This window comes from Acetobacter sp. (genome assembly GCF_052102375.1).
Lineage (GTDB): Bacteria > Pseudomonadota > Alphaproteobacteria > Acetobacterales > Acetobacteraceae > Acetobacter.
In genome coordinates this window covers 1-11864 of record NZ_JBQDXI010000037.1, presented here as the reverse complement: position 1 = coordinate 11864, position 11864 = coordinate 1, and the positions used below count along the sequence as shown (strand labels likewise).

Here is an 11864-nt window from a genome sequence, read left to right as displayed (position 1 = left end):
TCACAAACACCGTCAACACCCTATTTCATATTTCTTTCACTCTCGCAGAAAATAATCCACAAAAGACAGACAGCCCACTGGTCACCCTGTCCAAAGCACTCATTCTCTTTTACTCCCCATAAGCTACAGGAGGAGGAGGAGAAAGGGTGCCATGACCGTCAACCGACAAGAGAATATGCTTTATATTGCTACTGCCCTGATCATGAATGACGAAGGGCATGTTCTCCTTGTCAGAAAAAGGGGAACGACGGCATTCATGCAAGCTGGTGGTAAAATTTCAGCCGGCGAAACGCCTATAGTCGCACTCTGCCGGGAACTGAACGAGGAGTTGGGACTCAATCTAGAAGAGAGTGAGCCACAATTTCTGGAAAGCTTCATTGCACCAGCAGCGCATGAGCCCGGCTTTTTTGTTGAAGCACAGTGTTATCTTGTCCGCTTATCTCACCCCGTTAGGCCGCAAGCCGAGATAGAAGAGGTGATATGGCTTGACCCACACTCCCCCTCATCAATCATTCTGGCACCGCTCACACGGGATTCAATTTTACCGCTGGCTCGGCAACTCCGATCTTCTTTACCCAAGGCCGTGAATTAACTAAGCCCTAGCCAGTGCGGTTTACGGCGTTCTACCCATGCCAACATACGATTGGTCTGTTTGCGTAAGTAAGGCACATCCTGAGACAGAAGGATGAAACCCAGAGGGAGCATCCATAAACCAAAGACAGGAAGAATAGCCAGAAGACCGCCACACATTAATAAAGCCCCGGCAGGAAGCCTGAGCCATTTTGCATCCGGCTTTCTGAGCCAGTGAACTGGCGGACGCATTTTCTGTGGTAATCTGAGGATTAGAAGTTCAATCCTCCGCTCGTAGTCATCTTCTATAAGCAATATTTCTTCGATGCTGCGTTCAGCCATTCTTTTCCTCGTGCCCTTTCAAAAAACCAACATCCCCTACCCGCTCCCGCTTTCACATGCTTTGCTTTCTTGTGATTACTCGCCGAAGGAAAGAACATTCACATGCTTATACAAGAGTTACTGCAGCAGCCTGTTTTTGGGCTGGTTGGACGGAGTGGCTCAGGCAAGACCCATTTGGTAGCCCGTCTTCTGCCTATACTTAAAGACATGGGGCTAAGTGTCTCAACTATCAAGCATACTCATCATCACATTGATATTGATAAACCGGGGAAAGATTCCTTCATCCATCGTCAGGCTGGAGCACAGGAAGTCATGCTTGCCACACCAGAGAGATGGGTCTTGCAGCATAGTCAGATGACAAGCCCGCCAGCCCTACCCGACTTACTACTCCGTATGGCACCTGCTGACGTTATTTTGGTTGAGGGATTCCATGCATCGGTCCCAACCACCTTGGAGGTTTATAGAGCTGAGATAGGGAAAGAACCTCTTTTTTTGACACAAAAAACCATCACAGCAGTTGCAACATCCAATTCCTCTCCTATCCCACCAGCCTTAAAACGGTTCGACCTAGAGGGCACCCGTGAAATCGCCGAGTATATACGCGACGCAGCAACCCCTCTGCCCGGTTTTAAAGCGGAGTAGCCCAGCACATATGGCCTTTGCGGATAGGCTGTTGGGGCGAGACTTCCAGAAAGGCTGCGGCCTGTGTCAAAACTCTAACATCCGAGGCCCCAACAGTCGGTAAAAGGGTAAAGCGCCAGCCTTCGCTCGTTTTCTGCCGTGATACGGGGATGAAATGCGTTGTGTCTGCAATAGGCTCAAATGAGAAATCAGCAATGCCCGAAATCAGGTCCGGTTGAGCCGCACCCACAGCCGCATACAGATAAGGCATGAGGAAAATTTTTGCGCACAAGGCCGATGCGCCGGGATTACCTGGCAAACAGAAGGCTAGCTTGTTCCCATGTTTCAAGACCGAAATGGGTTTGCCTGGCCTTATCTTTACCCCTCGAAAAAGAGGCTCGGCACCCAGAGACTTGAACGCATCCAACACATTGTCTGTATCCCCAACAGAAATGCCACCTGTTGTCACAATACAATCAGCGTCTTGCCACGCCTCTTCCAGAACACGCATCAGATGCGTTTGGTCGTCTGAGGCCGCGAGGTATGTTTTTGGGGTTACGCCAAAAGTTTTCAGCATAGCGGCAAGCATGGGCGTATTGGAATCAGCGCGCCTGTCTTGTGCCTGCGTGGAGAGTTCTCCCCCGTTGGCAACAAGGGCTACACGCAATGGGCAGACAACTTTTACAGAGTCTATATTCTGAGACGCCAGAACTGCGATATGAGACCACTCCAGTACCTGCCCTTTACGGACCAAGAGTGTTCCGCGCGTAAATTCCTCTCCTACCCGACGGATATTGCCCCCTTTATCTGCCAGAGCCTGTGTTGGCATTACGTACCCTGTTTCAGGGTCATACTGCATTCGCTCTCCCGCCATAACGCAATCGGCACCTTGGGGAATGCGCGCACCTGTCAGAATAGCTTGGGCTGTACCCTGCTGAAGTGGCAAGGGATCTGCTCCCGCCACGGTTTTACTGACAACAGGCAAGCCATCTTCCGCCATCAGCATGTCAGCGTGGCAGAATGCATAACCATCCATTGCAGAAATATCCGCTTCTGGACGATCATGCTCGGCATAAATGTTTTCTGCCACAGTGTGGTGGTAAGCCAGCGCCAACGCTTTCTTCTCAGTTTTGAGTGGAAAGTGTTCCGCTTGCTCCATGATCATCTGCACCGCTGCGGGGAAAGCGAGCATTTTTGAAAAACTATTCCGCATGGCAACCCGATGACTGTGGTGGAGTGGAAGGGGCTATAGGCAAGCCCCTCCTCTCAGTTCAACGTGCAAAGGCACGATAAAGATTTAGAAAACTATGCTGGAAAAGAGAACGGATTAATGCCGCTTCTCACGAAACCCTGCTCTTCAAGAAGCTCATCAAGCCCCTGAGACATAAGGTCATCTGCCAACACATCTAAATGAGGGTCACGGTCCTGACGGAAAATCTTAAGATAGCTGTGACAGTCTCCGCAGGTTTCGATCTGAATTGGGGATTCAGTTTTTTCAAGGGTCCAGTAGTCAATGTTTTGTGTGCCATGGCATGTGGCACAGGTAGCACGCACTTTATGCCACCGTGTTTCACACAGGCTACATTGTAGATAACGTAGGCCTTCTCTATCACCTGTCAAAACTAGTCCGCCTGCAGCGGGCGCACCACAACATGGGCAGTTAGCACCGTGACTTTCAGCACTTCCTGCTTTTGAATCCTGCCCAATAGCCAGCGCGACAGCCTGCGCCCAACAAGATGACAAGGCCGCCCATAGTACGACTGAAACACCGGCATCAACTGCACTATAGTTCCGTGCCAGAAGGTGACCAGCCTTTTCAGCCAAAACTGATGCGTCTGCCTGCGCCAAGTTTCTCAGCTTTTCTGAACTCTCTTCAGGTAGCAGGGGACTGAGCGTCTCCACAAAAAATTTGAAGGCTACCTGCCAATAAGGTGTTTCCTGCAAAACGGCCATGGTAGGCCGTTCCGGCTTGGTAGAGCCATCGCCCAGCAGTGCGCTGACAGGTATGGCTTGCTGAGCTGTGAGTGGGTTATTGGCCAACAGGGTGGCCTGCGCATCAACCAGATGGGCAAGAAATTCGAGGTACCCGACTTCCCCATGAGCCTGAGCATTCAAACCACGCAACCGCTCAGTGCGCCTAGCATAAAGTGCGGACAACCGAGGCAGGATAAGAGCCTCGATTGCCTGAACACCCGGGATACTCTTGTCCAGCGGCGTTATGTCAGAGAAAGGCAGTTTCATGAATGTGGCTTGGACGGTGTTTCAGAGGATGACGCAATTTTTTCTTCGTACCAGCGGTCGTGGTGCTGTTTGGCCCATGCGCGGGACACGTAGCCCGTGAGCATGCCTGTGATAGAGCCCCTAACCCACAGACCCATATAAATGTGCCCTATAACCAGAAGGATAAGTGCAAGGCCTGCCAAAGAATGAGCCAGCAACGCTACGCGAATAACCGGAATGGGAAAATACGCAGCAAAATAAGCACGCCACGCGACAATACCGGTCATGAACAGCACTGAGATCAAGGACATAATGCCCCAGAATAGAATTTTCTGGCCTGCATTATATTTGCCAATACGCAGGTTGTCCCCGTGCCTGTTCATCAGCACGCCAATAACATTCCGAAACCAGATGATATCCGTCCGCACAGGTAAGTTATGATGTACAAAGCGGAAAAACATGACCACCAGAAGCCCAAACACCACTGTTCCCAAAAATGGGTGTAGTACGCGGGCGGTTTGCGGAGTGCCTAGCACACTACCAAGCCAGTTCAGGCTAGGGAAGAACCATGACAGGCCAGACATGGCCACAAGGAAGAAGCACGCCACCATGGTCCAATGACACATACGGTCAAAAAACTTGGTCCGCAGAAAAGCTTTTTTGGTATCCATACTCATACCCTCTCTTCTGAGGTGGTTTCATCAGATGGTGGAAGCACGGGTTCTTCGTGCTCAATTTCTTCCGTTGTATTCGGCCCAACACCAACGTAGTGGGCAAATGCCCCTGCCAGTGTTGCAACAAACCCGAGTGCCCCGACAGGCTTCAGCCATTCTTTCCAGCCGCGGACAATTGGGCTGATATAAGGATCTGCTGGAAGGCGATGATACATCTGCGGTTTATCTGCATGTGTCAGCACATACATGACATGGGTACCACCAACACCAGCGGGGTCGTACAGGCCAGCTCCTTCGTGACCTCGCCCCTTGAGTTCTTCAACGCGGTTGGCAGCAAGCTGTTTCATGTCCGCTTTGGAACCGAAAGAGATAGCGCCCGTAGGGCAGGTTTTCACGCAGGCTGGCTCCTGCCCCACCGCAACACGGTCGGCACAGAGCGTGCATTTGTAGGCACGATTATCTTTTTTGCTGATACGGGGTACATCGAATGGGCAGCCCGCAATGCAGTAGCCACACCCAATACATTGGTCGGACTGAAAATCCACAATGCCATTGGCAAACTGAACAATGGCGCCAGGGCTTGGGCAAGCCTTCAGGCACCCTGGGTCTGCACAATGCATGCAGCCTTCTTTGCGCAGAAGCCACTCCAGCTTGCCGCTTTCATCTTCCACTTCGTCAAAACGAATAACGGTCCATGTTTCAGGGGTGAGATCCGCCGGGTTGTCATACACCCCCACGTTTTCACCAACCTCGTCCCGAAGATCGTTCCATTCTGAACACGCGACCTGACACCCTTTGCACCCTGTGCAAAGGGAGACGTCAATCAGCTTGGCAACTTCTTCCGTGTGGCTGCGAGCCTGAGGCGACGGCGTAATGCTGTTGGTTGCAGAGCGCCTGATGATATCCTGTGATTGCATGGTCATCCTGCACCTCAGACTTTTTCAACATTAACAAGAAACGCCTTGAACTCTGGCGTCTGAGAATTGGCATCGCCCACCGCCGGGCTCAGCGTGTTGGCAAGGAACCCTTTTTTAGTGGCTCCTCTGAACCCCCAATGACAAGGGATGCCGATCTGGTCGAGGTCATGCCCCATGACATTCAGCGTTTTGATACGCTTGGTCACGACGGCTTTTGCTTCGATATACCCTCGTGCGGACGATACCTTCACCCGGTCACCCGCCGCAATGTTCAGCTTGCCTGCCAGTTTTTCACCAATTTCCACAAACTGTTCTGGCTGGATAATAGCATTCAGGCGGGAATGCTTGGTCCAATGGCGGAAAAGCTCCGTAATTGAATAGGTGGTGGCAACATAAGGGAAGTCTTTTGCATGCCCCATACGCGCCCGATCATCCGTCAGCACACGAGCTACCGGGTTGTAAGTCACAGCCGGATGCAAAGGATTGCTCTGCAGCGGAGATTCCGTTGGCTCGTAATGTTCCGGGAACGGCCCATCGGTCATGCCACCGCAGCCGAACAGACGACCAACCCCATCAGGCTGCATAATAAAGGGGCTTATGCCGCTACCTGGAGCTGCTGTAACCGGATAATCTGGCACGTCTGCGCCGCTCCAACGCTGGCCATCCCATTCCAGTATCTGCCGTTTTGGGTCCCACGGACGACCGGACGGATCAAGAGACGCACGGTTGTAGAGAATACGGCGGTTGGCAGGCCAAGCCCAAGCCCAGCCGGGTGTGCAGCCTAAACCGGTGTCCGTATTGTCGCGCCGTGCCATCTGGTTACCAGCCTCGGTCCACGACCCGGCAAAAATCCAAGCAAAGCTGGAGGTCGTGCCATCGTCCCGCATGACGGAGAAGTCCGGCAGCAACTGACCTTTCTTAACCAGCACGCGCCCCTGATCGTCCTTCAGGTCAGCCAGAGCGAAACCGTTACATTCCCTTGCAACTTCTTCAGGCAGTGGTTCTTCCGCGTCACGGTAGTTCCACTGCATGTTCAGCACCTGTTCCGGACATGCCCCACCTTCTTTACGATAGAGATCCCGAATTTTGGTGAAAATGGTGCCTAAAATGCGAGAGTCCTGCCATGCTTCGCCCGGAGGCGCTGCACCTGCAAAATGCCACTGCAACCAACGACCTGAGTTAACGATGGACCCGTTTTCTTCCGCAAAACAAGAGGAAGGCAGACGGAATACTTCTGTTTGAATATCTTCCGTCTTGACGTCGTTATACTTACCTTCGTCCTGCCAGAAAGAGCCTGTTTCAGTTGCCAGCGGGTCAATAACCACCAAGAACTTGAGCTTAGCCAAAGCCTGAGCCGTTTTATTTTTATCCGGCATGGCGGCAAGAGGGTTAAAGCCCTGCGCAATATAGCCATTCACCTTACCTTGATACATCATATCAAAGTAAGCCAGCATATCGTAACTACGGTCCCACTTAGGCAGCCAGTCGTAACCCCAGTTGTTAGCGGCCGTAGCATGTTCACCCCAAAGGGTTTTCATCAGGCTGACAAAGAACTTGGGTGTGTGGTGCCAGTAATTGACCTGATTAGCGACTTCCGTAGCAGGCGTGGTTTCCTTCAGGTAGGTTCCAATATCCTGCTGCTTGTCTGATGGCAGATTCATGTAACCCGGCAAACGCAGGGACAGCAGGCCAAGGTCCGTATACCCCTGAATATTGGAGTGACCACGCAAGGCGTTCATGCCGCCGCCAGCCATCCCAATGTTACCCAGCAGCATCTGCACCATTGCGCCAGCACGAATGATTTGTGCCCCACTGGTATGATGTGTCCAACCAAGAGCGAATAGGAAGGTTGCAGTCTGGTCAGGGGCACTGGTCCGGGCCAGCTCCGCACAAACATGCTCAAAGTCTTTGGCAGGTGTCCCTGTAAGCTGGGTGACCATTTCCGGCGTATAGCGCTCTACATGCTTACGCAGCAGATTCAGAACGCAACGGGGATGCTGTAATGTAGGGTCAGACTTGGCAAACCCTTGCTCGTCCCGCTCATAGGTCCAGCTTGTTTTATCGTAAATACGCTTCTCAGCATCGTAACCACTGAAAAGGCCATCTTCAAACTGATAGTCTTCCCGCACAATCAGTGCTGCGTTGGTGTAGGCTTTAACGTATTCGTGCTGGATTTTGTCGTGAGTGAGCAAATAGTTCACAACACCGAGCATGAAGGCTGCATCAGCCCCCGCACGAATGGGGGTATAAAAATCCGCCACAGCAGCCGTACGGTTAAAGCGGGGGTCAACCACCATAACCTTAGCGCCGTTACGGATTTTGGCTTCCATAACCCATTTAAAACCAACCGGATGTGCTTCAGCCGGGTTGCCACCCATAACCAGCACAACGTTGGCGTTTTTGATGTCTACCCAGTTGTTGGTCATTGCTCCACGCCCAAAGGACGGAGCCAATGCAGAAACAGTAGGAGCGTGACAGACGCGTGCCTGACAATCCAGCCCTAACATACCCAGCGCACGAGCAAACTTGAAGTCCAGCAACCCTGTCTCGTTACTGGCGGCAGAAGATGCCAGCATACCAGAGCTCAACCAACGGTTGACGGTCTGACCCTTCTCATTTTTCTCAATGAAATTTTTGTCACGATCTTCTTTAAGAAGTCGGGCAATACGGTCTGTGGCTTCTTCCCACGTAATACGCTTCCATTCCTTGGAACCAGGCGCACGATGTTCAGGATAAAGCAGACGTCCTTCACTATGTATGAAGTCAACTAGCCCTGCCCCTTTTGGGCAGAGCGAGCCACGGCTTACGGGATGGTCCGGGTCACCTTCAATGTGAAAAATACTCGGTTTTGCGTTCTTGGCACCATCACCAAGGCTGTACATTAAAATACCGCATCCAACCGAGCAGTATGTACAGTTATTCCGAGTTTCCTTGGCACGGAGCAGCTTATATTGCCGAGAGTCCCCTGCATACGCCTTGGGGGGCGTAAAGCCCAAAGCTAACGCGCTGGCCCCTGCAACGCAGGTCCCACCGGCCTTCAAAAACTGCCGTCTTCCCAGAGTCATGTTACCCGTACCTTTTACCCAACTTACCGCATAAACGTTATATAGAATGTTTAACTGATTTTGGAATTGATGCAGATCACGATCTAGTATTCGCTGCTTTCAGAACCCTTTTTTGAAGAGCTTTATCTATTCCCATTCAAATATAGACAATTACAATACTAAACAACTTTTAGTTGTGCCTCCACCGCAAACGAACGGACTTGCTATTTTTTTATTGCAATTGATAATTGTTCTCATTATTAAGAAAAGCGAAGCATCGGCCAGCGTTATCCCGCTCGTTTATCCCCAGTCCCTGGTTTGGTGCTTCACCCAAACCCGCTTTCCGTCCCGCAGACGCATATTTTTCCCCGAGTTATATGGGTTGATCCATGACGATGACAGAAACAAGCCATTGGCATCTTACACACTCACAACCCACTCTTTTTCTTGATTATTTTAACCCAACAAACGGTTTTATTACCCAGATCAATATTCTACTCAGTCGGTTCCGTGCCGTGCAGACCCTCTGTTCCGAGGGAGAAACCGATGAAATTTTTACCCAACTCCGCAATGAGCTTGCGTTTCATCTGGTTAAAATGTCGCGTTGGTGGGGGTTTGATTTCTGCCCGCAGGGATTAACGGGTGTCCGCAACCCACTTTTTCTAACCTATGTAAAAGCTCATACCGCCCGCAACTATATAGACGATTGCTTTTTTGATCTTTTTACCATGCAACGCCATATGCATGGCGGGGACGCCGGGCATATTATGGTTTTAGGCAGTGACCCTTTCAGCACTGCTGACCATGGGCTGTTCTACGGCGTTGATGGCAAAAAAGCTTTTCGCTTTGCCACGCGCACAGAAGGCCAATCAGCGCTTGATTGGCACCGCTACAGCTACCCGGACTTTGCAAGCGCGTGGCTTGCCGCATGGTCAACACAGACAACCGGCGGTGATGTTCGTAAAAATTTGAGCGATTATTTGGCTGCTGAACGGGAGCACGCCTGCGCCCGCACGTGGCACCAACGCTATTTCCACAGACACGACCAGCAGATGACAACTCGGCTTTATGTTGATGCCACACAGCAGCTTGCTATTTGCAAGTCTCCTTTTGGCAAGGCCGAGTTTGAAAGCATTGTGAACAGTCTGGCGTTTAACATCGTCCACATTGCTCACGACCGCAGCATGACGATCTCTGATTTAATAACAGAAAACCAAATTTTGGACGGCAGTTTACGGACAGCAAATACTCTAAAACACCGCGCCAGAGCGCATGTTGCCGTAACGGTAGACCCCTGCCTGAAGGCCAAACTCAATGCGCTGTTGGACAGCACGCTCTCTTATGTTCCTAGGCGCTGTTCTGGCGCCTAGGAACATAAAAAGGGCAGATTTCCATCCCTGCCCTTTTTAAATTTTTACTGCTTTTTACCTACAGCAGCCTTCATAATATCGGCGCTTACATCAGCCTCAAAACTCTGCGCATTTTTAGCAAAGAGCTGTACCAGTTTGTCAGCTTGTTCTGCATAGGCTGCTTTGTCTGCCCAAGCATTTACTGGGTTCAGAAGGTTTGCAGGAACGCCGTCCACGGTTTTTGGCACAGACAAACCAAAGAAGGGCTCTTGCTCAAACTCAGCGTCATTCAGCTTATCACCCAGCACTGCCGCAAGAATGGCGCGGGTATGTTTAAGAGACATGCGCTCACCCTGACCGTAAACACCGCCTGCCCAGCCTGTATTAACCAGCCAACATGAGACATTGCCGCGCGCCAGACGATCCCGCAGGAGGCTACCATACAACGCAGGAGGCCGCGGCAGGAAAGGTGCACCAAAGCAGGCTGAGAATGTGGCCTCGGGAGCGTTACCAAGCCCTTTTTCAGTCCCGGCAATACGAGCAGTATACCCCGACAGAAAATGATACATCGCTTGCTCAGGTGTTAGCTTAGCCACGGGCGGAAGCACCCCGAATGCATCTGCTGTCAGCATAAGCACATGCAATGGCTTACCGCCACGACCGTTCTCCACGGCATTCGGGATAAAATGTGTGGGGTAGCATGACCGGGTATTTTCTGTGCGGGAGGCGTCATCAAGGTCTAGTTGGCCGCCGCTCTTTACGGTTACGTTTTCCAACACGACGCCAAAACGGTGGGATGCATTCCAGATGTCTGGTTCTGCTTCTTTATTCAGGCGAATAACTTTAGCGTAGCATCCCCCTTCAAAATTGAAGACACCTTCGTCTGACCATCCATGCTCGTCATCTCCAATAAGAGGACGGTTACGGTCTGAAGAAAGAGTGGTTTTGCCTGTTCCTGACAACCCAAAGAACAGAGCACTGCTCCCCTTACCGTCCACATTGGCGGAACAATGCATAGGCAACACCCCCTTAGGCGGGAGAAGCCAGTTCATGACTGTGAAAATTGATTTCTTGATTTCGCCAGCATACTGCGTTCCGGCGATAATAATAAGCTTTTGCCCGAACGAAAGTGTTACAGCCGTGGCTGAACGAATGGCAAACGTGGCGGCATCTAATTCCAGATCAGGCGCATGCAACACAACGTAATCTGGCGCAAAGTCAGCCAGTTCTTCCACGGGCGGTCTGATAAACATATTCCGGGCAAACAGGGCATGCCATGCGTTTGTCGTCACAACACGCACTTTGATACGGTGTGCAGGGTCGGCCCCTGCATAGAGGTCCTGTGTGAACAACTCCTGCCCTGCCAGATACCCTCGAACAGTATCTGTCAGTCGTTGAAAGTTTTGCGGTGCCATTTTCTGGTTGGTGTCAGTCCACCAAACATCCCCGCTCACTTCGGGTTCATCTACAATGAACTTATCTTTTGCTGAGCGCCCGGTATGTATCCCGGTATAAACTGCCAGAGCACCATCTTCGGAGAGAACACCCTCCTGACGTTCAAGAGCTATCGCGGCCAACTCTGAAGCAGCAAGATTAGCATGAACGGCAAAAAATGGTGAAATTCCAGTACCATCCAGCACGGTGGCAGGATCCTGACCCGGCGCCTGAGCCAGAATATTTACTTTTAAGTGCTCTTGCATGAGTGTTTATCTTCCTTTTTTTGTCATGCGTGCACGGCTTCCTCTCTTTCCACCATGCCTTGGGCTTTGCAGCCAAGTTTATGCTGGAAATAAGGTGCCGCACCAAACCCTTGCTGCCACACGTGCAGTTAATTTTCCTCAAAGTTATCAGTTTTCAACTGCTGTGTCTTAGAAATACACCATGTTGAAGTCTGACAGCTCTTCTACAGCCGTTGTTACGCTTTTTAACAACCAATGCAAGATGGCCAGAATTAAGCGAAATTAAACGGAGAAACGGTATAACACCAACGATTACCTTAAAGTATTGTGGCTATAGGCCCCCAATCTTGCTGTACCGATAGAGGACCGAAGATCTCCTATGCTCCCACTCCCCCTCGACGCGGATTTCTCACAGTTGAGGCAATTTCGGGTCATTTTGTAGAATTCA

Annotated in this window: 10 protein-coding genes; 3 read left to right on the top strand and 7 right to left on the bottom strand. The window is 51.1% G+C overall.

What is annotated here, in order from left to right; all coding sequences use genetic code 11:
• Positions 1-151 precede the first annotated feature (151 nt).
• Entirely contained in the window at positions 152-592 is a 441-nt protein-coding gene (locus ACTIDN_RS11845) for an NUDIX hydrolase (RefSeq protein WP_441377210.1), read from the top strand.
• Here ACTIDN_RS11845 and ACTIDN_RS11840 read toward each other — a convergent pair.
• Positions 589-912: a hypothetical protein gene (locus tag ACTIDN_RS11840; protein WP_441377209.1), complete on the bottom strand. Its 324-nt coding sequence runs from the start codon at positions 910-912 to the stop codon at positions 589-591. The two genes, ACTIDN_RS11845 and ACTIDN_RS11840, sit on opposite strands and share 4 nt — an antisense overlap.
• A gap of 102 nt (positions 913-1014) precedes the next feature.
• Between ACTIDN_RS11840 and mobB the strand changes: the two genes are divergently transcribed.
• On the top strand, positions 1015-1554 hold the full coding sequence (mobB, locus tag ACTIDN_RS11835; RefSeq protein WP_441377208.1) for a molybdopterin-guanine dinucleotide biosynthesis protein B: 540 nt from the start codon (positions 1015-1017) through the stop codon (positions 1552-1554).
• On the opposite strand, the gene ACTIDN_RS11830 is transcribed toward mobB, so the two are convergent.
• The 5 genes from ACTIDN_RS11830 to fdnG all read right to left on the bottom strand — a co-directional run bounded on the left by ACTIDN_RS11830 (position 1541) and on the right by fdnG (position 8409).
• A complete protein-coding gene (locus tag ACTIDN_RS11830) occupies positions 1541-2725 on the bottom strand; it encodes a molybdopterin molybdotransferase MoeA (RefSeq protein ID WP_441377207.1) in 1185 nt (394 codons plus the stop codon). The genes mobB and ACTIDN_RS11830 overlap by 14 nt on opposite strands.
• A gap of 113 nt (positions 2726-2838) precedes the next feature.
• Entirely contained in the window at positions 2839-3774 is a 936-nt protein-coding gene (fdhE, locus tag ACTIDN_RS11825) for a formate dehydrogenase accessory protein FdhE (RefSeq protein WP_441377206.1), read from the bottom strand.
• Positions 3771-4430, bottom strand: a complete 660-nt coding sequence (locus tag ACTIDN_RS11820) for a formate dehydrogenase subunit gamma (RefSeq protein WP_441377205.1) — start codon at positions 4428-4430, stop codon at positions 3771-3773. Before ACTIDN_RS11820 ends, fdhE begins: the two co-directional genes overlap by 4 nt.
• Positions 4427-5350 carry a formate dehydrogenase subunit beta gene (fdxH, locus tag ACTIDN_RS11815; RefSeq protein WP_441377204.1) on the bottom strand — a complete coding sequence of 308 codons (924 nt, stop codon included), beginning with the start codon at positions 5348-5350 and terminating at the stop codon, positions 4427-4429. Before fdxH ends, ACTIDN_RS11820 begins: the two co-directional genes overlap by 4 nt.
• An 8-nt stretch (positions 5351-5358) precedes the next feature.
• Positions 5359-8409, bottom strand: coding sequence for a formate dehydrogenase-N subunit alpha (fdnG, locus tag ACTIDN_RS11810; RefSeq protein ID WP_441377203.1), 3051 nt, complete (start codon positions 8407-8409; stop codon positions 5359-5361).
• Positions 8410-8777: 368 nt separating this feature from the next.
• Here fdnG and ACTIDN_RS11805 point away from each other — a divergent pair, with 368 nt between their 5' ends.
• Positions 8778-9758: a hypothetical protein gene (locus ACTIDN_RS11805; protein ID WP_441377202.1), complete on the top strand. Its 981-nt coding sequence runs from the start codon at positions 8778-8780 to the stop codon at positions 9756-9758.
• Positions 9759-9802: 44 nt separating this feature from the next.
• Here the strand turns inward: ACTIDN_RS11805 and pckA are convergent, their stop codons facing one another.
• A complete protein-coding gene (pckA, locus tag ACTIDN_RS11800) occupies positions 9803-11437 on the bottom strand; it encodes a phosphoenolpyruvate carboxykinase (ATP) (protein WP_441377201.1) in 1635 nt (544 codons plus the stop codon).
• Between the last annotated feature and the right edge of the window lie 427 nt (positions 11438-11864).

Coding starts and splice junctions, on each gene's coding strand:
- ACTIDN_RS11845 (WP_441377210.1), top strand. CDS start 152: ATGACCGTCAACCGACAAGAGAATATGCTTTATATTGCTACTGCCCTG.
- ACTIDN_RS11840 (WP_441377209.1), bottom strand. CDS start 912: ATGGCTGAACGCAGCATCGAAGAAATATTGCTTATAGAAGATGACTAC.
- mobB (WP_441377208.1), top strand. CDS start 1,015: ATGCTTATACAAGAGTTACTGCAGCAGCCTGTTTTTGGGCTGGTTGGA.
- ACTIDN_RS11830 (WP_441377207.1), bottom strand. CDS start 2,725: ATGCTCGCTTTCCCCGCAGCGGTGCAGATGATCATGGAGCAAGCGGAA.
- fdhE (WP_441377206.1), bottom strand. CDS start 3,774: ATGAAACTGCCTTTCTCTGACATAACGCCGCTGGACAAGAGTATCCCG.
- ACTIDN_RS11820 (WP_441377205.1), bottom strand. CDS start 4,430: ATGAGTATGGATACCAAAAAAGCTTTTCTGCGGACCAAGTTTTTTGAC.
- fdxH (WP_441377204.1), bottom strand. CDS start 5,350: ATGACCATGCAATCACAGGATATCATCAGGCGCTCTGCAACCAACAGC.
- fdnG (WP_441377203.1), bottom strand. CDS start 8,409: ATGACTCTGGGAAGACGGCAGTTTTTGAAGGCCGGTGGGACCTGCGTT.
- ACTIDN_RS11805 (WP_441377202.1), top strand. CDS start 8,778: ATGACGATGACAGAAACAAGCCATTGGCATCTTACACACTCACAACCC.
- pckA (WP_441377201.1), bottom strand. CDS start 11,437: ATGCAAGAGCACTTAAAAGTAAATATTCTGGCTCAGGCGCCGGGTCAG.